Annotated in this window: 22 protein-coding genes and 1 pseudogene; 15 read left to right on the top strand and 8 right to left on the bottom strand. The window is 71.3% G+C overall.

Translation table 11 applies throughout. The features are described 5' to 3' along the window. The first annotated feature begins 66 nt into the window (after positions 1-66). From ACZ5DS_RS38910 to ACZ5DS_RS38850, 13 genes are all read left to right on the top strand, one after another. A complete protein-coding gene (locus ACZ5DS_RS38910) occupies positions 67-1,626 on the top strand; it encodes a glycosyl hydrolase 53 family protein (protein WP_468248341.1) in 1,560 nt (519 codons plus the stop codon). A 184-nt stretch (positions 1,627-1,810) separates the two neighbouring features. Next, on the top strand, positions 1,811-2,101 hold the full coding sequence (locus ACZ5DS_RS38905) for an ArsR family transcriptional regulator (RefSeq protein WP_468248270.1): 291 nt from the start codon (positions 1,811-1,813) through the stop codon (positions 2,099-2,101). 145 nt (positions 2,102-2,246) lie between these two features. After that, complete coding sequence (crcB, locus tag ACZ5DS_RS38900; protein ID WP_468248268.1) at positions 2,247-2,708, top strand: fluoride efflux transporter CrcB; 462 nt, start codon at positions 2,247-2,249, stop codon at positions 2,706-2,708. Further along, positions 2,705-3,085 (top strand): DUF190 domain-containing protein, encoded by a 381-nt coding sequence (locus ACZ5DS_RS38895; RefSeq protein WP_468248265.1) that lies wholly within the window; start codon positions 2,705-2,707, stop codon positions 3,083-3,085. Before crcB (ACZ5DS_RS38900) ends, ACZ5DS_RS38895 begins: the two co-directional genes overlap by 4 nt. After that, entirely contained in the window at positions 3,082-3,456 is a 375-nt protein-coding gene (crcB, locus tag ACZ5DS_RS38890) for a fluoride efflux transporter CrcB (RefSeq protein ID WP_468248263.1), read from the top strand. Before ACZ5DS_RS38895 ends, crcB (ACZ5DS_RS38890) begins: the two co-directional genes overlap by 4 nt. 76 nt (positions 3,457-3,532) lie before the next feature. Then, positions 3,533-4,369: an undecaprenyl-diphosphate phosphatase gene (locus tag ACZ5DS_RS38885; protein ID WP_468248261.1), complete on the top strand. Its 837-nt coding sequence runs from the start codon at positions 3,533-3,535 to the stop codon at positions 4,367-4,369. A gap of 171 nt (positions 4,370-4,540) precedes the next feature. Next, positions 4,541-5,218 (top strand): FadR/GntR family transcriptional regulator, encoded by a 678-nt coding sequence (locus ACZ5DS_RS38880; protein ID WP_468248338.1) that lies wholly within the window; start codon positions 4,541-4,543, stop codon positions 5,216-5,218. Then, positions 5,215-6,657 (top strand): amino acid permease, encoded by a 1,443-nt coding sequence (locus ACZ5DS_RS38875; RefSeq protein WP_468248258.1) that lies wholly within the window; start codon positions 5,215-5,217, stop codon positions 6,655-6,657. The genes ACZ5DS_RS38880 and ACZ5DS_RS38875 overlap by 4 nt, the downstream gene beginning before the upstream one ends. Before the next feature lie 32 nt (positions 6,658-6,689). Next, positions 6,690-7,706 carry an asparaginase gene (locus tag ACZ5DS_RS38870; RefSeq protein WP_468248336.1) on the top strand — a complete coding sequence of 339 codons (1,017 nt, stop codon included), beginning with the start codon at positions 6,690-6,692 and terminating at the stop codon, positions 7,704-7,706. A gap of 115 nt (positions 7,707-7,821) precedes the next feature. Beyond that, positions 7,822-9,231, top strand: a complete 1,410-nt coding sequence (gene aspA, locus ACZ5DS_RS38865; protein ID WP_468248256.1) for an aspartate ammonia-lyase — start codon at positions 7,822-7,824, stop codon at positions 9,229-9,231. Between the two features lie 50 nt (positions 9,232-9,281). Then, the gene (locus ACZ5DS_RS38860; RefSeq protein WP_468248254.1) at positions 9,282-10,220 is read left to right on the top strand and encodes a glutaminase; all 939 of its coding nucleotides are present in this window, start codon (positions 9,282-9,284) and stop codon (positions 10,218-10,220) included. A gap of 131 nt (positions 10,221-10,351) precedes the next feature. Next, entirely contained in the window at positions 10,352-11,746 is a 1,395-nt protein-coding gene (gene mptB, locus ACZ5DS_RS38855; protein ID WP_468248251.1) for a polyprenol phosphomannose-dependent alpha 1,6 mannosyltransferase MptB, read from the top strand. After that, entirely contained in the window at positions 11,743-13,056 is a 1,314-nt protein-coding gene (locus tag ACZ5DS_RS38850; RefSeq protein ID WP_468248249.1) for a glycosyltransferase family 87 protein, read from the top strand. The genes mptB and ACZ5DS_RS38850 overlap by 4 nt, the downstream gene beginning before the upstream one ends. 131 nt (positions 13,057-13,187) lie before the next feature. Here the strand turns inward: ACZ5DS_RS38850 and ACZ5DS_RS38845 are convergent. The 3 genes and pseudogenes from ACZ5DS_RS38845 to ACZ5DS_RS38835 all read right to left on the bottom strand — a co-directional run. Further along, positions 13,188-13,883, bottom strand: a pseudogene (locus ACZ5DS_RS38845) (D-alanyl-D-alanine carboxypeptidase family protein); the annotation flags it as partial. Positions 13,884-14,115: 232 nt separating this feature from the next. Beyond that, a complete protein-coding gene (rho, locus tag ACZ5DS_RS38840) occupies positions 14,116-15,264 on the bottom strand; it encodes a transcription termination factor Rho (RefSeq protein WP_468248247.1) in 1,149 nt (382 codons plus the stop codon). A 344-nt stretch (positions 15,265-15,608) separates the two neighbouring features. Further along, entirely contained in the window at positions 15,609-15,845 is a 237-nt protein-coding gene (locus ACZ5DS_RS38835) for a phosphotransferase (RefSeq protein ID WP_468248245.1), read from the bottom strand. A gap of 121 nt (positions 15,846-15,966) precedes the next feature. Between ACZ5DS_RS38835 and ACZ5DS_RS38830 the strand changes: the two genes are divergently transcribed. Further along, positions 15,967-16,872, top strand: coding sequence for a hypothetical protein (locus tag ACZ5DS_RS38830; RefSeq protein WP_468248242.1), 906 nt, complete (start codon positions 15,967-15,969; stop codon positions 16,870-16,872). 3 nt (positions 16,873-16,875) lie between these two features. On the opposite strand, the gene ACZ5DS_RS38825 is transcribed toward ACZ5DS_RS38830, so the two are convergent. Further along, positions 16,876-17,289: a nuclear transport factor 2 family protein gene (locus ACZ5DS_RS38825; RefSeq protein WP_468248240.1), complete on the bottom strand. Its 414-nt coding sequence runs from the start codon at positions 17,287-17,289 to the stop codon at positions 16,876-16,878. 99 nt (positions 17,290-17,388) lie between these two features. On the opposite strand from ACZ5DS_RS38825, the gene ACZ5DS_RS38820 reads away from it, so the two are divergent. Continuing rightward, entirely contained in the window at positions 17,389-18,165 is a 777-nt protein-coding gene (locus ACZ5DS_RS38820) for a class I SAM-dependent methyltransferase (protein WP_468248238.1), read from the top strand. On the opposite strand, the gene ACZ5DS_RS38815 is transcribed toward ACZ5DS_RS38820, so the two are convergent. The 4 genes from ACZ5DS_RS38815 to ACZ5DS_RS38800 form a co-directional block, all read right to left on the bottom strand. After that, the gene (locus ACZ5DS_RS38815; RefSeq protein WP_468248235.1) at positions 18,143-18,886 is read right to left on the bottom strand and encodes a GntR family transcriptional regulator; all 744 of its coding nucleotides are present in this window, start codon (positions 18,884-18,886) and stop codon (positions 18,143-18,145) included. The two genes, ACZ5DS_RS38820 and ACZ5DS_RS38815, sit on opposite strands and share 23 nt — an antisense overlap. A gap of 131 nt (positions 18,887-19,017) precedes the next feature. Continuing rightward, positions 19,018-20,187, bottom strand: a complete 1,170-nt coding sequence (locus ACZ5DS_RS38810) for a serine hydrolase domain-containing protein (RefSeq protein ID WP_468248234.1) — start codon at positions 20,185-20,187, stop codon at positions 19,018-19,020. 145 nt (positions 20,188-20,332) lie between these two features. Further along, positions 20,333-20,737 carry a nuclear transport factor 2 family protein gene (locus ACZ5DS_RS38805; RefSeq protein ID WP_468248232.1) on the bottom strand — a complete coding sequence of 135 codons (405 nt, stop codon included), beginning with the start codon at positions 20,735-20,737 and terminating at the stop codon, positions 20,333-20,335. A gap of 25 nt (positions 20,738-20,762) precedes the next feature. Next, the gene (locus ACZ5DS_RS38800; protein WP_468248229.1) at positions 20,763-21,731 is read right to left on the bottom strand and encodes an acetylxylan esterase; all 969 of its coding nucleotides are present in this window, start codon (positions 21,729-21,731) and stop codon (positions 20,763-20,765) included. Positions 21,732-21,824 lie beyond the last annotated feature (93 nt).

Below are 21,824 nucleotides of genomic sequence, written 5' to 3'. Positions count from 1 at the left end.
TCTTCCCTCCGGCCCCCACCGGAGGGCACCCCCAACCCAGTCATGTCGAAGGGACGACGGACGATGATGTTCCATCCCAGACGCACCATCGGGGCCCTGCTGCTGCCGCTCGCGGCCGGACTCGCCCTCACCGCCCTGCCCGCCCAGAGCGCCCGGGCCGCGAGCACCCTGACCAACGGGGGCTTCGAGTCGGACGGTTCGGGTGTGGCCGTGCCCGCCGGCTGGTCGGAGTACGGCGACACCGGCGCCTCGTACACCGAGTCCGGCGGCCACGCGGGGAGTTACCGTCTGACGCACTACTCGTCCGCCGCCTACAAGGTGGAGATGTACCAGTACCTGTCGGGGCTGACCAACGGGAACTACACCCTCACCGCCTGGGTCCGCTCCAGCGGCGGGCAGAACGCCGCCTACATAGCGCTCAAGAACTGCGGGAGTTCCGAACAGCGCACGGATCTGCCGATCTCGTCCAGCGGGTGGATCCGTATCGTCACCCCGATCAACGTGACCAACAACCAGTGCACCATCAGCATCAACAGTGACGCGAACGCCGGCAACTGGATCAACGTTGACGACCTGACCTTCACGTCCGGCACCACGGGTACATCCATCCATGGCGCCGACATCTCCTCCCTCGCCAAGGGCGAGGCCAAGGGCGGTGTCTACAAGACGGGTTCGGGGACCACCGGCGACGCCCTCGCCGTCCTGAAGTCGTACGGCATGAACTACGCGCGCCTGAAGGTCTGGGTGAACCCGGCCGACGGCTACAACAACAAGACGCGCGTGCTGGCCATGGCCAAGCGCATCAAGGCGCAGGGCATGAAGCTGCTGGTCGACTTCCACTACTCGGACACCTGGGCCGACCCGGGCGCCCAGACCAAGCCGGCCGCGTGGGCGGGGCACTCGTACAGCCGGCTCAGGACGGACGTGTACAACCACACGTACGACGTGTTGAACGCGTTGAAGGCTCAAGGCACCACCGCCGACATGGTCCAGGTGGGCAATGAGATCAACGGGGGCATGCTGTGGTCCGAGGGATCGACGGACAACTGGAGCCGGCTCGCCGGGTTGATCAACTCGGGCTACGACGCCGTCAAGGCGGTCAACTCGTCCACGGTCGTCGCGCTGCACCTGGCCAAGGGCGGGGACAAGGCCGGCACCGAGTGGTGGTTCGACAACGCGGTCGCGGGCGGCGTGAAGTTCGACGCGATCGGCCTGTCGTACTACGGCTACTGGCACGGCCCGCTCTCCGACTTCCAGACCACGCTCGACGACGCGGCCTCCCGTTACGGCAAGCCGGTGTTCGTCGCCGAGACGGCCTACCCCTTCCGCCTGGACAGCGACGACTCCCTGGTCAACCAGATCGACACCACCGGCGAGCTGGTCTCCGGCTACCCGGCGACCGTGGCCGGCCAGACCAAGTGGATGAACGACGTGGCGAGCATCGTGGAGGCCGTCCCGAACGGCCGCGGCCTCGGCGCCTTCTACTGGGAGGCCACCTGGACCGCCGTCACCGGCAACGGCTGGGACCCGACCGACGCCACCTCCGGCAACGGATGGGAGAACCAGGCCCTGTTCGGCTACGACGACAAGGCGCTCTCCTCCATGACGTGGTTCAGCCACCGCTGAACCACCCCTGACGGGGCCCGGCCGTAATAGGGGACGGCCGGGCCCCTTGCCGTTCCCGTGAACGGGTCCGGCGGGAACGGCCGTTCTGTACCGGACAAGGGCGGCGGAGTCCGGTACGGGACGGCTTCGGCTGCGCGAGAGTGGGAAGACGGCGCACGAGAGGCCGGGAACGGAGGCGAGACGGATGATGAGGAACCCCGCGGGCAGCACGCGGCAGGACATCCTGGACTGGCTCAAGGACCCGGAGGCCCACTTCCCGGCGGGGCGGCGCCACGGCGATCCGGCCGAGACCGGCGTCACCGCGCGGGCGGTGGCCGCCAAGCTCGGCGTCTCCCGCAGGGCCGCCGCCGTCCACCTCGACTTCCTCTGCCGCCTCGGCCTGCTGCGCACCCACCGGATCCGCTGCCGTACCCACTACCGGCGCGACGAGATCCGCATCGCCGAGGTGGCCAGGATGTTCGAGAAGGGCTGGTGAAAACCGCCGCCCGCGTCGCAAACGGCTCGTGCCGAGAGCCCGGCCCCGCGGTCCGCGCGCTGACCTGTGCCGGGTGACACGGCGGTACCCTGGTGCTCGAACGTGATCACCCGTCGGGGCAGGGGCGAACAGGAGACGTACGAGCATGACAGCCCCGGAGGCCGAGAGCCTCCGTACCCGCCCCGCGCGTCCGCGGCGGCCCGAGTGGCGCAGCCAGGCCCCCGTCGTCGCGGTCGTCGCCGTCGGCGGCGCCCTCGGCGCGACGGCCCGCTACGCGCTCGCCCTGGCCTGGCCGACGCCACCCGGCGGCTTCCCCTGGGCGACCTTCTGGACCAATGTCATCGGCTGCGCCGTGATCGGCGTGTTCATGGTGCTGATCACCGACGTGTGGGCGGCCCACCGCCTGCTGCGCCCCTTCTTCGGCACCGGCGTGCTCGGCGGCTTCACCACCTTCTCCACCTACGCCGTCGACATCCGCAACCTGGTCGACGCCGGCCACCCCCGCACCGGGCTGGCCTATCTCGCCGCGACCCTGCTCGCGGCCCTAGCGGCGGTGTGGCTGGCCTCGGTCGCCGCCCGCCTGGTGTTCACGCGGAGGCAGCGATGACCGCACCCACCGGCCGGGCCCTCAGGCTGACCGTCTACATCGGCGAGGACGACACCTGGCACCACCGGCCCCTCTACTCCGAGATCGTGCACCGCGCCCACGCGGCCGGACTCGCCGGAGCCAGCGTCTTCCGGGGCATCGAGGGGTTCGGTGCCTCCTCCCGCGTCCACACCTCCCGGCTGCTGTCCCTGAGCGAGGACCTGCCCGTGGCGATCGTCGTGGTGGACACCGAGGAGCGGGTCCGGGCGTTCCTGCCGCAGCTGGACGAGCTGGTCGGCGAAGGGCTCGTGACCTTGGAGGAGTGCGAGGTCATCCGGTACGTGGGGCGCGGCTCAGGACCGGGCAGGCCGGATCCGAAGGGTAAGAGGTCGTTGTGAACTGGCTGCTGGTCGTACTGGGGGCCATGGTCGGCGCACCCCTGCGCTATCTCACCGACCGCGCCGTCCAGGCCAGACACGACTCGCTCTTCCCCTGGGGCACCTTCGTGGTGAACGTCACGGGCTGCCTGATCCTCGGCCTGCTCACCGGCGCGGTCTCCGCCGGAGCCGCAGGCCAGCACGTGCAGCTGCTGATCGGCACCGGGCTGTGCGGGGCGCTGACGACGTACTCGACCTTCTCCTACGAGACCCTGCGGCTGACCGAGGCCGGTGCGGGGCTCTACGCTGCCGCCAATGCCGTCGCGAGCGTCGTGGCGGGACTCGCGGCGGCCTTCGCGGGTGTGTCCCTCGCCGGGGCCCTCTGGGGCTAGGCGCTTGGCGTCCGGCCGGGCATAGTGAGTACTGTCTACAGCACTGTCGACCAACTTTCCTCAGAACTGGATCCGCATGAGCGCCATCTCCGTCGGTCAGGCCGTCGTCCTCGGAGTAGTCGAGGGGGTGACCGAGTTCCTCCCCGTGTCCTCCACCGGCCACCTCAAGATCACCGAGGGGCTCATGAACATCCCGGTCGACGACAAGTCCGTCGTCGGGTTCTCCGCCGTCATCCAGGTCGGCGCCATCGCCGCCGTGCTCGTGTACTTCTTCAAGGACATCAAGCGGATCGTCTCCGCCTGGTTCCGCGGTCTGACCAACCGCGAGGAGCGCTACCACCACGACTACAAGTTCGCCTGGTGGGTGATCGCCGCGACCATCCCGATCGTCCTGGTGGGCCTGGCCGCCAAGCCGCTGATCGAAGGCCCGCTCGCCTCGCTCTGGGTGGTCGCCGGCTCCCTGATCGGCGGCTCCGTCGTGATGTGGGCGGCGGACCAGATGGGCCGGCACAAGCGCGGTGAGGACGACACCTCCTTCAAGGACGCGATGCTGGTCGGCTGCTCGCAGATCCTCGCCCTGCTCTTCCCCGGCTTCTCCCGCTCCGGCGCCACCATGTCCACCGCGCTCATCCTCGACCTGGACCGCGTCGCCGCCACCCGCCTCTCCTTCTTCCTCGGCATCCCGGCCCTGACCGGCGCCGGCATCTACGAACTGAAGGACGCACTCGGCGCGGGCGTCGGCGCCGCCCCGCTGGCCGCCGGCACGATCGTGTCCTTCGTGGTCGCCTACGCCTCCATCGCCTGGCTGCTGAAGTTCGTCGCCAAGCACTCCTTCAACGCCTTCGTGATCTACCGGATCGTCGTCGGTATCGCGCTCCTCGGCCTGCTCGCCACCGGCACCCTCAACAGCTGAGCGAAGCCTCTGATCACCCACGGGGTGCGGATGCCTGCATTCAGGCGCCGCACCCCGTGAATGTTTCCTTACGCGACGTCTTGACAGTTCCCTGACGCAACCCGCAGGATCGCTCCCGTGAACCTGTCAGACAGCCAGACAGGTGGTCGGACCCCGCGGCGCGTCAGCGCCATGGAAGCGGTCCTCGGCCACCTCCGCGGCGCCATCGAACGCGGCGAGTACGCCATAGGCGACAAGCTCCCCTCCGAGGCCGAGCTGTGCCGCACCCTCGAGGTGTCCCGGCCCGTGCTCCGCGAGGCGCTGCGCGCCCTGCAGACGATGGGCCTGACGGTCTCCCGGACCGGCAAGGGCACCTTCGTCGTCGCGAACGCCGTCGAGGACCCCACCTTCGGCGACTACACCGCCAACGACCTGCTCGAGGTGCGCCGCCACATCGAGATCCCGGTCGCCGGATACGCGGCCCTGCGCCGCAGCCCGGAGAACCTGGACCACCTGGCCCACCTCCTCGACCGCATGGAGCGGGAGACGGACACCACCGCGTGGGTCGCGATGGACACCCTCTTCCACCTCGCCGTGGCCGAGGCCGCCCAGAACCCGGTCTTCCGACGGGTCATCGAGGAGATCCGCGACGCACTGGCGCGTCAGTCGGCCTTCCTCAACGAGCTGGGCGGGCGCCGAGAGCAGTCCAACCGCGAGCACCGGGCGATCGTCGAGGCGCTGATCGACGGTTCCGAGCACGACGCCGTCGAGGCGATGAGCCATCACCTCGACCGCGTCGAGACGACCCTCACCGACATCGTGCGCCCCGGGCGCACGGACCTCCCCACGGAAGGCGGACCCGAGGCGTGAGCGAGCAGCACCTCAAAGACGAGACGCGCCCCTCGTCCCCCCATGTCGACGCCGGAGACACGGGCTACAGCAAGTCCCTGAAGTCCCGGCACGTCAACATGATCGCCATCGGCGGTGCCATCGGCACCGGCCTCTTCCTCGGCGCGGGCGGCCGGCTCGCCGACGCCGGTCCCTCCCTGTTCGTCGCGTACGCCGTCTGCGGCGTCTTCGCCTTCCTCGTCGTCCGCGCGCTCGGCGAACTCGTGCTCTACCGCCCGTCCTCCGGCGCCTTCGTGTCGTACGCCCGGGAGTTCCTGGGCGAGAAGGGCGCCTACACCGCGGGCTGGATGTACTTCCTCAACTGGGCGACCACCGGCATCGCCGACATCACGGCGGTGGCCACCTACACCCACTACTGGGGCATGTTCTCCGACATCCCGCAGTGGGTGATCGCGCTGATCGCCCTGGGCGTCGTCCTCACGGTGAACCTCATCTCCGTGAAGATCTTCGGCGAACTGGAGTTCTGGTTCGCCATCGTGAAGGTCAGTGCGCTGGTCGTCTTCATGTGCATCGGCATCTTCCTGCTGGTCACCCAGCACCCCGTGGACGGCGCGACCCCCGGCCCCTCCCTGATCACCGACAACGGCGGCGTCTTCCCGAACGGCCTGCTGCCCATGCTGCTGATCATCCAGGGCGTCGTCTTCGCCTACGCCTCCGTCGAGCTGGTCGGTGTCGCCGCCGGCGAGACCGAGAACCCCGAGAAGATCATGCCGAAGGCGATCAACTCGATCATGTGGCGCGTGGGCCTGTTCTACGTCGGCTCGGTCGTCCTGCTCTCGATGCTCCTGCCCTGGAACAAGTACAGCGCCGGCGAGAGCCCCTTCGTGACCGTCCTGTCCCACATCGGTGTCCCGGCGGCGGGCGGCGTGATGAACCTGGTCGTGCTCACCGCGGCCATGTCCTCGCTCAACTCCGGCCTGTACTCCACCGGCCGCATCCTGCGCTCCATGGCGGTGAACGGCTCGGCCCCGAAGTTCACCGCGAAGATGAGCCGCAGCCAGGTCCCGTACGGCGGGATCCTGCTCACCAGCGGTATCTGTGTCCTCGGTGTCGGCCTGAACTTCGTGGTCCCGGCGGACGCCTTCGAGATCGTCCTGAACTTCGCGGCGATCGGCATCCTCGCCACCTGGGGCATGATCATGCTCTGTCACCTGCTCTTCTGGCGGAAGACCCAGAAGGGCGAACTCGCGCGGCCGTCCTACCGGCTGCCGGGTTCCCCCTGGACCGAACTCGTGACGCTGGCCTTCCTCGCCTCCGTCCTGGTCCTCATGTACGCCGACGGCGGCGCCGGACGCACCACCGTGCTGTGCCTGCCGCTGATCGTCGCAGCGCTGGTCGCGGGCTGGTACGCCATCCGTGGCCGCATAGCGCGCAAGTCCACCACCGGAGCCGATGCGTGACCCACGCGGCGCTCCCCGACCAGCAGGCAGTGATGTACAGCAGTTCCCCTGCGGACGCACCCATAGTCCGTGAGCCCCTCCACGCCCCCGTCGCCCACCTCATCCGCGGCGGGGTCGTCGAGGGCATCCACTACGGTTCGGTCGTCGTCCTCGGCGCCGACGGCCAGGTCCAGTTCCAGCTCGGCGACATCGAGGCCGCGTTCTACCCGCGCTCGGCCCTCAAGCCCGTCCAGGCCGTGGCCATGCTGCGGGCCGGGCTGCCGCTCGACGGCGACCTGCTCTCCCTGGCCGCCGCCAGCCACTCCGGCGAGGAGCGCCACCTCGCCGGCACCCGGCGGATCCTCGAACTCGCCGGCCTCGCCGAGGACGACCTGCGCAACGTCCCCGACCTGCCGTACGACCCGGTCGTGCGGGACGCCTGGATCCGCGAGGGCCGACTGCCCTCCCGCCTCGCCCAGAACTGCTCCGGCAAGCACGCGGCGATGCTGTGGACCGCCAGGCTCAACAACTGGTCCCTGACGGACTATCTGGACCCGGCGCACCCCCTCCAGCAGGCCATCGCCGAGATCGTCGAGGACCTGACCGGCCAGCGCGTGGCCCAGGTGACCGTGGACGGCTGCGGCGCGCCGCTCTTCTCCATCTCCCTGCACGGCCTCGCCCGTGCCGCCGCCCGCATCACCACCGCGGCGCCGGGCACGCCCGAGGCCCGGGTCGCCGACGCGATGCGCGAGCACGCGGAGATTGCCTCCGGCTCCGGCCGTGATGTCGCCGCGCTGATGCGGGCCGTGCCCGGGCTGCTCGCCAAGGACGGCTTCGAGGGCGTTCAGGTGGCCGCGCTGCCCGACGGCCGCGCGATCGCCGTCAAGATCGCCGACGGGGCGAATCGGGCGCGTGTTCCGGTTGCCGCGGCGGCGCTCGCTCGCGCGGGCGTCGACCCCGAGCTGCTGACCGAGTTCGCGGGTGAGCCGCTGCTCGGTGGTGGGGAGCCGGTGGGATGTGTGCGTCCGGTGCGCGCACTGGACCCGGTTCCGCTGACCGCTTGCGTGTAGCTCCGCTCGTTCGGCCGTATCCGATCTGCGGATCCGTTGTGGCTGGTCGCGCAGTTCCCCGCGCCCCTTTGGGGCGCGCTCACCCTCACCCCCTCAGAAAGAGGACCCGTACCTCATGACCGCGCTCACCCGAAGCGAACACGACCTGCTCGGCGACCGCGACATCCCCGCCGACGCGTACTGGGGTGTTCACACCCTGCGCGCGACGGAGAACTTCCCCATCACCGGCACCCCGATCTCCGCCTACCCGCACCTGATCGACGCCCTGGCCGCCGTCAAGGAGGCCGCCGCCCTCGCGAACGAGGAGCTCGGCCTGCTGGCGCCGGAGAAGGCCGCGGCGATCGTCGCCGCCTGCCGCGAGATCCGCGCCGGCAAGCTGCACGACCAGTTCGTCGTGGACGTCATCCAGGGCGGCGCGGGCACGTCCACCAACATGAACGCCAACGAGGTCGTGGCGAACCGCGCGCTGGAGCTGCTGGGGCACGCGAAGGGCCAGTACACCTCTCTGCACCCGAACGAGCACGTCAACCTGGGCCAGTCGACCAATGACGTCTACCCGACCGCCGTCAAGATAGCGACGGTGTTCGCAGTACGTGGACTGCTCAAGGCGATGTCCGTACTGCAGGACGCCTTCGCCCGTAAGGCCGTCGAGTTCCGTGACGTGCTCAAGATGGGCCGTACACAGTTGCAGGACGCGGTGCCGATGACGCTCGGTCAGGAGTTCTCGGCATTCGCCGTCATGATCGAGGAGGACCGCAGCCGGCTCGCCGAGGCCGTCGAGCTGATCCATGAGATCAACCTGGGCGCCACGGCCATCGGCACCGGCCTCAACGCCCCGGCCGGATACGCCGAGGCCGCCCGCCGGCATCTGGCCGACATCACCGGGCTGCCCCTGGTCACCGCGGCCAACCTGGTCGAGGCCACCCAGGACTGCGGCGCCTTCGTGCAGATGTCCGGCGTGCTCAAGCGGATCGCGGTCAAGCTCTCCAAGAGCTGCAACGACCTGCGGTTGCTCTCCTCCGGGCCGCGTGCGGGCCTGGGCGAGATCAACCTGCCGCCGGTGCAGGCCGGTTCGTCGATCATGCCGGGCAAGGTCAACCCGGTGATCCCCGAGGTCGTCAACCAGGTCGCCTTCGAGGTGATCGGCAACGACGTCGCCATCACCATGGCGGCCGAGGCCGGACAGCTCCAGCTCAACGCCTTCGAGCCGATCATCCTGCACTCCCTGTCGGAGAGCATCACCCATCTGCAGAGCGCCTGCCTCACCCTGGCCGCGCGCTGCGTGGACGGCATCACCGCCAACACCGAGGTGCTGCGCGCGACCGTCGAGAACTCCATCGGCCTGGTCACCGCGCTCAACCCGCACATCGGGTACACGGCCGCGACCGACATCGCCAAGGAGGCCCTCGCCTCCGGCCGGGGCGTGGCCGAACTCGTCCTGGAGAAGGGCCTGCTGCCCGCCGAGAGGCTGGCCGACCTGCTGCGCCCCGAGATCGTCGCGGGCAGCGGAGCACCCGCGGCCTGACCTGCACGGACACGGACGCGATTGCGCACCGGGACCGGCCCGGAGGCAGAATGGTGATCATGACAACGACGTCGTCCCTCACCTTCCTGCCGGTCCTGGAGCGCATCGCCGAGGAGATGGAGCGCACGCCCGGCCGCGGGCGTCCCGCCGACTACATCCCCGCCCTCGCGGCCCGCGATCCGCGCAGCTTCGGCATGGCCGTCGCCGAGCTGGACGGCACGGTGTACGGGGTGGGGGAGTGGCGGGAGCCGTTCTCCGCGCAGTCCATCACCAAGGTCTTCACGCTCGCCCTGGACCTGGCCCGCGAGGGCGACGAACTCTGGGAGCACGTGGGCCGCGAGCCCTCGGGCAACCCGTTCAACTCCCTGGTGCAGCTGGAGTACGAGAACGGCATCCCGCGGAATCCCTTCATCAACGCGGGCGCGCTCGTGGTCACCGACCGCCTGCAAACGCGTACCGGCGACGCGGCCGGGGAACTGCTGGCCTTCCTGCGGACCGAGAGCGGCAACCCCTCCCTGGACTTCGACCTGGACGTCGCCGCCTCGGAGACCGCGCACGGCGACCGCAACGCCGCCCTCGCCCACTTCATGACGTCCTACCGCAACATCGACAACCCGGTGCCGGTCCTGCTCGACCAGTACTTCCGGCAGTGCTCCGTCGCCGCCTCCTGCGCCGACCTCGCCCTGGCCACCGGATTCCTGGCCCGGCACGGCATCCGCGCCGACGGCACCCGGCTGCTCACCCGCAGCCAGGCCAAACAGGTCAACGCGGTGATGCTGACCTGCGGGACGTACGACGCGGCCGGCGACTTCGCCTACCGCGTCGGCCTGCCCGGCAAGAGCGGCGTCGGCGGCGGGATCATCGCGGTCGTCCCGGGCCGCTGCACGCTGTGCGTGTGGAGCCCGGGGCTGGACGAGCGGGGCAACTCGGTGGCGGGCGTGGCGGCCCTGGACCGGTTCACGACCCTCACCGGACTGTCCGTGTTCTGAGCAGTCGGCCGACCACGCCGCACCCGACTGAGCAGCACTTCTCACGCACCAGTCACATGCAGGCCGCCCGTTGGTGATCGGAGCGTCTCCTTCCGGCCATTCCGTGTTGACACGCTGAGCCAGTGTTGGCCATGGCTTTCCCCTTCGATCTCCGCCGCTGCCAGGTGCTGGGCCTGGCCGGTACCGCCTTCCTGGCACTGGGCGGTGAGACAGCGGGCGCACTGCCCGTGCAGGACCTCCTGGCACCCGCCTCCGCGCAGGCCGCGCTGGGGCTGGTCGGCGTCTACTTCGGCGTCGTACTGCTGATAGCGGCCTGGGTGCTCCTCGGCCGGCTGGTGCGCGGTCCGCAACCGCCCACCCAGCGGGCCCTGCTGACGGTCCTGGCCGTCTGGGCGACCCCGCTGCTGCTCGCGCCTCCGCTGTTCAGCCGGGACGTCTACAGCTACCTCGCCCAGGGAGCCATGGTCGACGCCCACATGGACGTGTACTCCCAGGGGCCCGCGCAGCTCGGCGGCCCGCTCGCGGACGAGGTGGCGCCGGTGTGGCAGCACACGGCCGCCCCGTACGGTCCCGCCTTCCTGGGGCTGGCCTCCGCGCTCTCCGGCCTGACCCGGGGCGAACTGCCCGCGGGCCTGCTCGGCATGCGCCTGATGGCCCTGCTCGGTGTGGCCCTGATGGCGGCGGCACTGCCCCGCCTGGCCCGGCACAGCGGCGCCGACCCGGCCGCCGCGCTGTGGCTCGGCGCCCTCAACCCGCTGGTCCTGCTGCACCTGGTGGCGGGCGCCCACAACGACGCGATCATGCTCGGCCTGCTGGGGCTCGGCCTGGTCGCCGCACGCGGCCGCTGGCCCGTCCTCGGGGCCGTGCTGGTCACACTGGCCGCGCTGGTCAAGGCGCCCGCCGCGCTCGGCCTGCTCGCGGTGGTGGCCCTGCAGATCCGCACTCGCCGCACCCCGCTGTGGGCCGTCCTCACCACGGCGGCCGCCTCCGCGGCGACCACGGTCTTCGCGACCGCCGTGGCCGGAACGGGCTACGGCTGGATCCACGCCCTGGACACGCCGGTCTCCCCGCACAACTGGGCGATCACCAGTCTGCTCGGCCGTGCCACCGGCGCCCTGCTCGACCGCCTCGGCAGCGACCTGGCCCCGCTCGCCGTGCCTGCCTGGCATCTGTTCGGGCTCGCGGCCACCGCGATCGCCATAGCGCTGATATGGCTCCGGCTGCGCCTGCGACCGGTGTACGCCCTCGGCCTGAGCCTGCTCGCGGTGGCCGTGTTCGGCCCGGCGATCCGCCCCTGGTACGTGCTGTGGGGCCTGTTCCTCATCGCGGCCGCCGCGCCGGACACCTCGGTACGGCACCGGGTGGCGGCCCTGGCGGGCGTCCTGGCCCTAGCGGTGCTGCCCAGCGGCGGCCCGGCCGATGCCGGCCAGCTGGTCCTCGCCGTCTCCGGCGGAGTGCTCGGCGTGGTCGTGCTGTGGCAGGCCCACCTGACCGCCCAGGCACCGGCGACGGGACGCACGGCATGACGGGGCTTTCGCTGCCGCGCACCGACCGGGGGCGCGCCCTGCTCGTACTGGCCCTCGTCGCCGCGGTCACCGCGTTCACGGCGACCGTGCCACTGCTGCGGGACTTCTTCGACCTGCGCGTCTACTACGGCACGGTGCACATGTGGGTGCACCACGGCGGCCGGATCTACGACTACAAGGTGCCGGGGACGTCGTACGGCTTCACGTATCCGCCGTTCGCCGCGCTCGCCATGCTGCCGCTGGCGCCGCTCGGCCGGCACGCCGCGATCGTGGCCTCCCTGCTGGTGAACCTGGCCGCGCTGGCGGTGGTCCTGCGGATCCTGGCCGGGTCCGGCTGGCGGCGCCACGGCTGGTTCCGCTGGTCGCTGGCGCTGTGTGTGCTCGCGCTGTTCGAGCCGCTCAGGGACACCTTCAGCTTCGGCCAGGTGAACGTGGTGCTGCTGGCCCTGGTCCTGGGCGACTGCTGGTTGCTGTCGACCGGGCGGGGCCGCTGGGCCGGCGCCGGGATCGGACTCGCCGCCGCGGTGAAGCTCACGCCCGCATTGTTCATCGGGCTGCTGCTGCTCGCCCGGCGGTGGCGGGCGGCCGGAGTGGCGACCGCCGTGGCGCTCGCGGCGACCGGACTGGCCGCCTGGGCGGATCCGCGTGCCTCCCGCTTCTACTGGACCCACGCGCTGTGGGACACCAGCCGGGTCGGCCGCCTCGACTACGTCTCGAACCAGTCGCTCCAGGGCGTCCTGGCCCGGCTCGGCGACCCGGACCGCGCGCTGTGGGGCGCCGTGGTCCTGCTGGCGCTGTGCGTGTGGGCGTGGCGCGCGAGCAGGGCGGTGGCGTCCGGGGACTGGACGGCGGCCTTCGCGCTCACCGGCGCCGCGGCCTGTCTGGTCAGCCCGATCACCTGGGTGCACCACCTGGTGTGGCTGCTGCCGTCCTTCGCGGTGCTGGCGCGGGCCGGGCACCCGCGTCTCGCAGGCGCCCTGTACGCGGTGCTGTGCACCAGCGTGGTGTGGCTCTGGTTCGAGGACGCCTCCGGTATCGACGGCTTCCTCGGCAGCAACATCTACACGTGGGTCACGCTGGGCCTGCTGCTGGCGCTGCCGGTCGGTCAGTCGCGCTCGGCCCGGCCGCCCTTGGCCCGCATGGCCAGCCACACGGCCCCGGCGCCGAGCCCGGCGAGACCCGTGACGGCCGCGGGCGACCAGTCCGAGTCGTCGTCCCGCTCGGGGGACGTGGCCGCCGCGACGGGGACGGACGTCGAGGACCGGGACCCGGCACGCAGCCCGTCCAGCGAGCCCACCGGATCCACCTGACCGGCTGCCGCGAAGCCCCAGTCGAGCAGCGCGCGGGCCTCCTCGTACACGGCGAACCCGCCGCCCTCCTGAGGGTTCATCACCGTCACCACGAGGGTGCGCCCGCCCCGGCGGGCGGCGGCGACGAGGGTGTTGCCCGCGTTGCTGGTGTAGCCGTTCTTGATGCCGATCAGGCCCGGGTACCGCGCCACGCCGTCCTCGCCGGTCAGCAGACGGTTGGTGTTCTCGATCGCGTACGGCCATCCGTCGCCGGGGAACTGGGCCTCGGCGGTGGAGCAGTACCGGGCGAAGTCGGGGTTGCGCAGCCCGGCCCGCCCGAAGACGGCCAGGTCGTACGCCGAGGACACCTGGCCGGGGGCGTCGTAGCCGTCGGGGGAGACGACGTTCGTGTCCAGGGCTCCCAGGGAGCGGGCCTCGGCCTGCATCCGGGTCGCCGTCGCGTGCCAGCCGCCGCCCAGGGACGCGAGCACGTGCACGGCGTCGTTGCCCGAGCTGAGGAAGACGCCGTGCCACAGGTCGGACACCTGGTAGGTGTGCCCCTCCTCGACGCCGACGAGGCTGCTGCCCTCGGCCACGTCCGCGAGCTCCTCGTACGTGACCGTGTGCTGCACGCCTGCCGAGAGGTTCGGCAGCAGGGTGAGGGCGAACAGGGTCTTCAGGGTGCTCGCGGGCGGCAGCCTGCGGTGCGCGTCGCCCGCGGCCAGCACCTCGCCGCTGCCGGCGTCGGCCACCAGCCAGGACAGTGCGGAGACAGCCGGCAGCTCGGGCGCGTCGTGGTGTGGTCTGACCTGCGTCCCGGAGCGGTAGAGCAGGGACGGCTGCGGCATGGCGGCCCGCGGCCCGGGTGGGGCGGGATCCCCCGCGCGGTGCGCGGTGGCGGCCGGCGCGAGGGCCAGCACCCCCGCGACGCACAGGGCACAGGCCGATGACACTGCCCGACAGGAGAGTCCGGTGATCATATGATCAACGTAGAAAGGTGACGGTCATCCGGCGCGGTGCAGGGGCCGGTCGGCCTACAGGAGCAACCCGGATGCCGCACTCCTAGCGGAGCGGGGGTGCTCAGACGGCGGGCAGGGTCGGCTGGATGCGACGCAGGAAGGTGGCGTTGTCGGGCGTGTCCCGCATCCGCTCCAGCAGGGTCTCCAGCGAGGCCGGCCCGCCCTCCCGGGAGCGCAGGGCCCGGCGCAGACCCCGGGTGGCCGTCAACTCGGCCGGGGCGAGCAGGAGTTCCTCGCGGCGGGTGCCCGTGGGGTCGATGTCCACGGCCGGGAAGACCCGGCGGGCGGCGAGTTCCCGGTCCAGGCGCAGCTCCATGTTGCCCGTGCTCTTCAGCTCCTCGAAGAAGTAGCCGTCGGCGCGGGAGCCGGTGTCCACCAGGACGGTGGCGAGGATGGTGAGCGAGCCGCCCTCCTCGGCCTGGCGGGCGGCGCCGAAGAACCGCTTGGGGCCGAGCAGCGCACCCGCGTCGACACCGCCGCTCAGGGTGCGTCCGCCGGCGGCGGAGGCGTTGTTGTGGGCCCGGCACAGCCGGGTCAGGGAGTCCAGCAGGATGACGACGTCCTCGCCGGCCTCGACGTGCCGCTTGGCCCGCTCGACGACCAGTTCCGCGAGGGCGATGTGTTCCTTGGGCGTCCGGTCGAAGGTGGAGGCGTACACCTCGCCGTGCACCGAGCGGCGCATCTCGGTGACCTCCTCGGGCCGCTCGTCCAGCAGCACGACCATCAGCCGGCATTCGGAGTGGTTGCCGGCCACGGCGGCGGCGAACTGCTGGAGCAGTACCGTCTTGCCGCTCTTCGGCGGGGCCACGATCAGCCCGCGCTGGCCCTTGCCGACCGGCGCGAACAGGTCGGTGACCCGTCCCGCGAGACCGGATGCCGGGTGTTCGAGACGGATCCGCCGGTGCGGGTGGAGCGGGGTGAGGTCCCGGAAGTGCGGGCGGCCCCGCAGCTCGCCCGGGGTACGGCCGTTGACGTGCGCGACCTCGGTCAGGGCGCGCTGCGCCCCGCGGACGCCCTCGACCAGGTCGCCCTTGCGCAGGCCGTGACGGCGGATCAGCGCGGGCGGGACCTGCGGGTCGGCGGGCGAGGGCAGGCAGTTCACGGCGCGCAGGTACCCCTTCCCGTGCGCGTCGATGTCGAGCACACCGGTGACGGGCCGGGCGGCCGGGGCCTGCTGCTGTACGTGAGGGGGTTCGAGTGTGGTGGTCATGGACGGTCCTTTCACGGACGGAAGACATGAGGAAGGGGGGAGAGAGCCGCGAAACGGGAGGGCATACGTGCCTCCGGGCGGCGGAAACGACACCTCGGACCGAGGTGGTGCTGAGCAGCTGAAGCGACCGAGCCGGAAATGGCAGACGGATCAGCGCGGAGAGGAGAAACTGGCACCGGCGCCCACGAGGGGGCGTACACAAGTGCTGACGGCACGATACCACCCGCCGGGACGGAGCCGCCGCAATTCGTTCAACATGTCGATGACGCGAGCTATTCCCCTGGTGGGAAGAGAGCCGACGCGGTCGAGGCGTCGGCGCCACGACCGGGCTCGTTCTCGTCCTATCAGGTCCACTCACGCGGGGGGAGGGCGAGCCCATCGAGGTCGATGAGGACCGCATGACCGTCCCGGTGACGGAGGGCGTTCCCCATGTTGGCGTCCCCGTGAATCAGGCCGAAGGGAAGGGCGAAGTCCAGTCGGTCGTACTCCTTCGTGAGCCTGGCCGCCCGCTCCTGCAGGGTGGACTCGTCCTGCTCGGACTCGGCGAGAACGGCGGGGACCGCCGTCGTGTGCTTCCCCACCGCTGCCCAGATCACCTGGGCTACGGACCCGTGTGTCACCGACCCGCACCAGATGTCCCCACACCATAACGATCCCGGACGTCAGGGGACTTGACCGCCAACTGTGCCTTATCGTCACGACATGTCCACGCCACCGCAGCCCCCGCAGCCGGCCGACCAGCCCCCGCCGCAGTCCGGACAGCAGGCACAGCTGCCCGGACAGCCCGCATCGCAACCGGCCGTACCGCCGCAGCCGACCGCCTACCCCTACCCGAACCCGCAGTCTCCCCCGCCGGGGAGCTTCTACGCGCAGCCCACGCTGGTCGGGCAGCCGGTGCCCCAGCCCCAGGCCGGCGTGCCGGGGAACCCCTACGCACAGCCGCCCCAGTACGGTGCGGTACCCGTGCCGCCGTCCGGTGGCGGCGGTGCCGGGCGGGCCGTGCTCTGGGCCGCGCTCGGCGCGGTCGTCGCGTCCGCCGCCTGGGCGGCCGGTGTGTTCCTGATCGGCGGCAAGGGCGACAGCGCGGACCTGCGCGGCTACTCGGCGCCCTCCAACCTGTGCTCCGGCGCGGACTACTCCTCCTTCAAGGACGAATACCCCGACAACGACTCCTCCGCGACGCACAACTCCCTCAAGGACGCGGCGCTGGACGAGAGTTACTGCAGCCTCGGCCTGAAGAAGACCGGGTCCTCGTACGCGGACGCCTACCTGTCCATCCAGGTGGACCTGCACAAGAAGTCAGATCCCGGACCGGAGTTCACGGCCACCTGGAAGAACTACGGCGACAGCCACACGGGTTACGACGTCAGCGCGGTCAAGGGCATCGGCGACGAGGCCTACCTCGTCAGCCAGGACACCAGCAGCGGCTCCTCCAGCGGCTCTCGCTACGCCACCCTCGCCGTACGCGACGGCTGGATGACGTACACGATGAGCTACAGCGCCTACCTCAGCTCCTACGACCAGGACAAGAACCCGCCCGCGCTCACCGATGTCTCCGACTGGCTGAAGACGGACACCAGGGCCACGCTGGACCAGCTCAAGGGCTGACGCTCAGCCCCGGTCCGCAGTGCTCGTGGCCGCCTCCGCCTCCTTCACGATCTGGTCGAACCGCGCGCCCATGGCCTCGGCGAGGGCCTGGGCGCCCGACAGCGGTCGGACCATGACCATGAACTCGTCGATCAGCCCGTCCTCGTTCACATGCAGGAAGTCGCAGCCGGTCAGCTCCCGGTCGCCCACCCGGGCCGTGAAGACCAGCGCGTGGTCGGCGGCGTCGGGAGCGCCGATCTCGCGGACGTACCGGAAGTCCTCGAACACCTGGGTGACCGCGCGCAGGATCGCCGTGGTGATCGCCTTGCCCGGGTACGGCTTGAAGACGACCGGACTGGTGAAGACGACATCGTCGGCCAGCAGCGCCTCGACGGCCGCCAGGTCGCCCGCCTCCACCGCCTCGCGGAACGCGCGCATCGGATCACCTCGCATAATCAATTAAGTGAATAGACGCGGATGAGATTAGTCAGCTGCGGTATACGTGTCCATAGCTGCGGAAGCCCCTAGGGTGAAAGGATGTTCAGCCCCGAAGGCCCCACGCTCCGCGAACTCGCCGTGCAGGCCCTGTCGTCCGTCGAGCACGGGTACGACCTGCTGGCCCCGAAGTTCGACCACACCCCTTTCCGGACACCCGACGCGGTGCTGGACGCGGTGGAGAAGGCGCTCGGCCCGCTCGGTCCGTTCGAGGACGGCCTCGACCTGTGCTGCGGCACCGGCGCCGGTACGGACGTCCTGGCCGGGCTGTGCCGGCGCAGCGTCACCGGCGTGGACTTCAGCGCCGGCATGCTCGACGTCGCCCGGCGCCGGGCCGCGTGTGCGGGCGGGGGCCGTCCGGCGGGGGCCGAGGGGCCGGGCGTCGCGTGGGTGCGTGCGGACGCCCGTGCCCTGCCGTTCACGGCCGCCTTCGACCTCGTGGTCAGCTTCGGGGCGTTCGGCCACTTCCTGCCCCGGGAGCTGCCCGGACTGTTCGCCCAGGTCCACTCGGTGCTGCGGCCGGGCGGCCGCTTCGCCTTCCCGGTCCTCGCCCCACCCCGCCCCGCCGGCCCCGCGTTCTGGATGCTGCTCGGCTTCGACGCGGTGATGCGGGTGCGCAACGCCCTGTGGCGCCCGCCGTTCGTCATGTACTACCGGGCCTTCCGACTCGGCGATGTCCTGCGGGAGTTGACCCGCGCGGGCTTCACGGTCGACCTGCAGGCCCTGCCCGAGTTCGGACACCGCGGCGACGGCGCTCCCCGCGTCCGGCTGGTCTCGGCGTGCAGGAGCGAGAGCGCTACACCGCCGCCGGCAGGGTGAACTCGTAGACCAGCGCGTCCCGTTCGGCGTTCACCACCAGGTCGGTGATCTCCAGCGGGCGTGCGTACTGGTCGTGCACCCGCCGGGTCACCCGGACCGCGGAGGTGTCGCCGAGCTGGGTGATGGAGTCCCGGTGGTGCAGGGTCAGACCGGCCTTGCGCATCCAGTCGTAGGCCCGCCGCAGCTGTGCCGGAGTGGCCCCGTCGGCCCGGTCGCGGTAGCGGCCCAGCTCCGCGACCTCGGCCAGCGCCACGGCCGAGAACGACGTCACCGCCATACTCAGCGACCTGCCGTCGGGAAGGGCCGACCGGTAGCGGTGCACCAGCGTCGGCCGGTGCGGGGCCAGGCCCAGTGCCTGCGCGTGCTCCGGCGACGGCGCCTCCCAGGTCACCGTCGCCCGGTCCACCGCACTCAGGTGCGCCGGGCGGGCGCCGACCGGGAAGGTGAGCGAGACCGGGTCCTCGACCGGACGGCCGGACAGCGTGGCATGGCTGCCGCGCCGGTCGGTGGTGATCCGGCCGCTGCGGCGCAGCGCTTCCAGCGCCTGCCGGACGGTCTCCCGGCTGACCCCGAAGTGCCGGGCCAGATGGCGCTCGCCGGGCAGTCGCTCGCCGGGTGGAATGGTGCCGTCGTGCAGTTCGTCGAGCAGCAGCGACGCGACCTGCCAGTACAGGGGTCGAGCGTCGGTCTGCGGGGGATCGTGCGGGGTGGTGCGGGCCATGCCGCGCCTCCTGTTGGTGACAAGACGTAGCCGTGCGGGCTCATTGCGCGACCACATGTAAGCATTGGTCTAAACCACGAGGGAAGAGTGGTCCGGCGGTTCGGCCGAAACCCACCCGCGCGACCCAGGCGTCACAGGGCGCTGTAAAGGGCGTTCACCAGTGCCATCTTGCGGGGATCATCCGCGATGCGCGGGCCCATCCGGTTCATCGCATAGCCGAGCGAGACGCCGGCCTCGGGGTCGGCGAGCCCGCAGGAACCGCCGAACCCGTCGTGTCCGAAAGCCCGCGGATTGGGTCCGTACGAACCGTTGGCACCGCTGAGCCACAGACCGAGCCCGAGCTCCGTCTCCTCCTCGAAGCCCGCCCCCAGGACCAGATCCCGGCAGCTGCCCTGCCCCTCGCGCACCCGCTCGACGGCCTCCGGCGACAGGATCCGCCGGCCGCCGTAGGAGCCGCGCCCGGCGAAGACGCCGTACAACGCGGCGACCGCCCGGGCGGTGCCGTGCCCGCCTGCCGCCGGGATCTCCGCCGCCCGCCACTCGGGCGTGTTCGCCTGTGCCGCGCCCACCAGCGGATTCGCCAGCGCGGCGAGCGCGGCGGGGGCGAGCTGGCGGAAAACGGCGGCCTGTTCGCTGGTGTCCGCGGCCCGCGGATGCACCAGCTCGGCCGTGCGGCCGGACTCCTTCTCCGGCAGGCCGATGGTGAAGTCGGCGACCCCGAGCGGCCCCGTCACCTCCCGCTCGAGGAACGCTCCCGGCCGCAGTCCCGAGACGCGCCGCACGACCTCGCCGACGAGGTGGCCGTACGTCAGCGCGTGATACCCGGACCGGCTGCCCGGCTCCCACCACGGCTCGGTCGCGGCCAGCCGCGAGGTCGTCAGCTCCCAGTCGCAGAGCTGCTCCACGGAGTGCGGCTCCCTGAGGCCGGGCAGCCCGGCACGGTGCGACAACAGATGCCGAACCAGGACATGCTCCTTGCCTGCCGCCGCGAATTCCGGCCAGTACGCGGCCACCGGCCGGTCGACGTCGAGCAGGCCCCGATCCGCGAGGACGTGCGCGCACAACGCCACCGGACCCTTGGTGGTCGACCACACGTTGACCAGCGTGTCCCGCTCCCACGGCCGGGTGCGTGCCGCGTCCGCCCAGCCGCCCCACAGGTCCACCACCGTCACGCCGTCGACGGTCACCGCCACCGCGGCGCCCAGTTCACCCCGCTCCCAGAAGTTCTCCTCGAATGCCTCCCGCACCGCCTCGAAGCGTGCGTCGCAGTGGCCGTGAACCTGTGCCTCGTGTGCGGACATCGGACCTCCGTCGTCGCCGGCAGCCCGGGCCGCGACGCTGCGACCCGGGCATCCGAACGTACCGACTGGTCGGACTGGAGGGAAGGAGCTGGGCGGCACGGGCAGGGGCGAAGGTATGCGTCCGGAGGTGAGGGGAGGCGGGGCATCAGAGGAAGAACAGCCGGCCCGCCGGCTCCTGATGACCCTCGGCGGTGTGCCAGTAGTCCCGGCTCTCCACGGCCCGCCCCTCCGTGTCGAAGCGTACGAACACACAGCCCGCCAGGGTGGACGGGGCACCGCCCTCCTCGCTCAGCACCCGGAACTCGGCCACCGCGACCCCGCCCGGCCCCACCAGCGGCGCGGAGAACCGCACCTCGCCCACCCGCTCCCCGGCGAACGACCAGCGCAGATACGCGGCCAGCTCGTCCCGGCCCCGGTGCGGCTCGCGGAACGGCATCGACCGGTGCACACAGCCCTCGGCGTACAACTCGATCAGCGCGTCCACATCGTGTGCGGCCCAGGCTCGCTCCCAGACCCGGACGAACCGCTCGGCGGCCTCGCGTGTGTCCATGCCCGCGCCCCTCCTCCCGGTCCCCTCAGGCGTACGACCCCAGCCAGCGCAGCTTGCGCTCCTCCTGGAACGGCCCGCCGCCCTCATGGTCGTTGAAGTCGTACACCTCGATCGCCTTGTCCGCGTGCGCCCAGGCGTTGAACGCCGCGAACACGGTCGACGGCGGGCAGGTCTGGTCCTCCAGGGCCGCCGAGAAGAGGGCCGGGGTCCGGCCGCGGGCCGCGAAGTGCACGCCGTCGAAGTAGGAGAGGGTACGCAGCGCATCGGATGCCCGGCCGCGGTGCGTCTTGAGGAACAAGCCGATCTCCCGGTACGGGTGACGGTCCGTCAGTGTCGTCGCGCGCGGGAAGTCGCAGAGGAACGGCACGTCCGGGGCGACCGCGACCAGATCGGGGACCAGCCCGCCGACGGCCAGGGCGACGCCGCCGCCCTGGCTCTCGCCGATCACGACGGTCCGCGCCGCATCGGTGAGCGGATGCGAGCGGGCAGCCTCCACCGCGCGCACCGCGTCCGTGAACACACGGCGGTAGTAGTAGTTCTCGGGCGCGTCGATGCCCCGCGTCATGAACCCGGGATAGGCGGGCGCCGCGCCCACCGGGTCCGCCGTGCCGCCCCCGCCGCCCCATGCGCTGCCCTGCCCGCGCGTGTCCATCACGAAGTGGGCCCGTCCTGTCGACGCCCACAGCAGCTTCTCGTGCGGCAGTCCGCGCCCGCCGCCGTAGCCGATGAACTCCACCACCAGCGGCAGTGGTTCGCTGGCATCGGCCGGCAGCCGCAGCCAGCCCTTGACCGGGTGACCGCCGAACCCGGCGAACGTCACGTCGTACACCTGCACCGTGGACAGCCCGCTGTCCACCGGCTCGAAGCGGGCGCCCAGGTCGTGCTCGCGTGCCTCCTTGAGCGTCTGGCCCCAGAAGGAGTCGAAATCCTCGGGTGCGCCGGACTCACTGCGGTACGCGCGGAGTTCGTCGATCGGGAGGTCGAACAGGGCCATCGACAACCGCCTTTACGGAGGGAACGTGACGGAAGACTGCGTGACCTCACCGTACGGGGGTGATCGGATGACTCGCCAGGCCCTTGCGCGGCA

The organism is Streptomyces sp. NPDC031100, assembly GCF_055570785.1.
This window is presented reverse-complemented; position numbering and strand designations above follow the sequence as displayed.

Bases quoted from the DNA above. Each gene is read 5' to 3' on its own strand.
- mptB (WP_468248251.1), top strand. From the start codon at position 10,352: ATGGCTTTCCCCTTCGATCTCCGCCGCTGCCAGGTGCTGGGCCTGGCC.
- ACZ5DS_RS38880 (WP_468248338.1), top strand. From the start codon at position 4,541: ATGGAAGCGGTCCTCGGCCACCTCCGCGGCGCCATCGAACGCGGCGAG.
- ACZ5DS_RS38885 (WP_468248261.1), top strand. From the start codon at position 3,533: ATGAGCGCCATCTCCGTCGGTCAGGCCGTCGTCCTCGGAGTAGTCGAG.
- ACZ5DS_RS38850 (WP_468248249.1), top strand. From the start codon at position 11,743: ATGACGGGGCTTTCGCTGCCGCGCACCGACCGGGGGCGCGCCCTGCTC.
- ACZ5DS_RS38895 (WP_468248265.1), top strand. From the start codon at position 2,705: ATGACCGCACCCACCGGCCGGGCCCTCAGGCTGACCGTCTACATCGGC.
- ACZ5DS_RS38800 (WP_468248229.1), bottom strand. From the start codon at position 21,731: ATGGCCCTGTTCGACCTCCCGATCGACGAACTCCGCGCGTACCGCAGT.
- rho (WP_468248247.1), bottom strand. From the start codon at position 15,264: ATGACCACCACACTCGAACCCCCTCACGTACAGCAGCAGGCCCCGGCC.
- ACZ5DS_RS38905 (WP_468248270.1), top strand. From the start codon at position 1,811: ATGATGAGGAACCCCGCGGGCAGCACGCGGCAGGACATCCTGGACTGG.
- ACZ5DS_RS38825 (WP_468248240.1), bottom strand. From the start codon at position 17,289: ATGCGCGCGTTCCGCGAGGCGGTGGAGGCGGGCGACCTGGCGGCCGTC.
- ACZ5DS_RS38810 (WP_468248234.1), bottom strand. From the start codon at position 20,187: ATGTCCGCACACGAGGCACAGGTTCACGGCCACTGCGACGCACGCTTC.
- ACZ5DS_RS38820 (WP_468248238.1), top strand. From the start codon at position 17,389: ATGTTCAGCCCCGAAGGCCCCACGCTCCGCGAACTCGCCGTGCAGGCC.
- ACZ5DS_RS38805 (WP_468248232.1), bottom strand. From the start codon at position 20,737: ATGGACACACGCGAGGCCGCCGAGCGGTTCGTCCGGGTCTGGGAGCGA.
- ACZ5DS_RS38815 (WP_468248235.1), bottom strand. From the start codon at position 18,886: ATGGCCCGCACCACCCCGCACGATCCCCCGCAGACCGACGCTCGACCC.
- ACZ5DS_RS38870 (WP_468248336.1), top strand. From the start codon at position 6,690: ATGTACAGCAGTTCCCCTGCGGACGCACCCATAGTCCGTGAGCCCCTC.
- aspA (WP_468248256.1), top strand. From the start codon at position 7,822: ATGACCGCGCTCACCCGAAGCGAACACGACCTGCTCGGCGACCGCGAC.
- crcB (WP_468248268.1), top strand. From the start codon at position 2,247: ATGACAGCCCCGGAGGCCGAGAGCCTCCGTACCCGCCCCGCGCGTCCG.
- ACZ5DS_RS38910 (WP_468248341.1), top strand. From the start codon at position 67: ATGTTCCATCCCAGACGCACCATCGGGGCCCTGCTGCTGCCGCTCGCG.
- ACZ5DS_RS38860 (WP_468248254.1), top strand. From the start codon at position 9,282: ATGGTGATCATGACAACGACGTCGTCCCTCACCTTCCTGCCGGTCCTG.
- ACZ5DS_RS38830 (WP_468248242.1), top strand. From the start codon at position 15,967: ATGTCCACGCCACCGCAGCCCCCGCAGCCGGCCGACCAGCCCCCGCCG.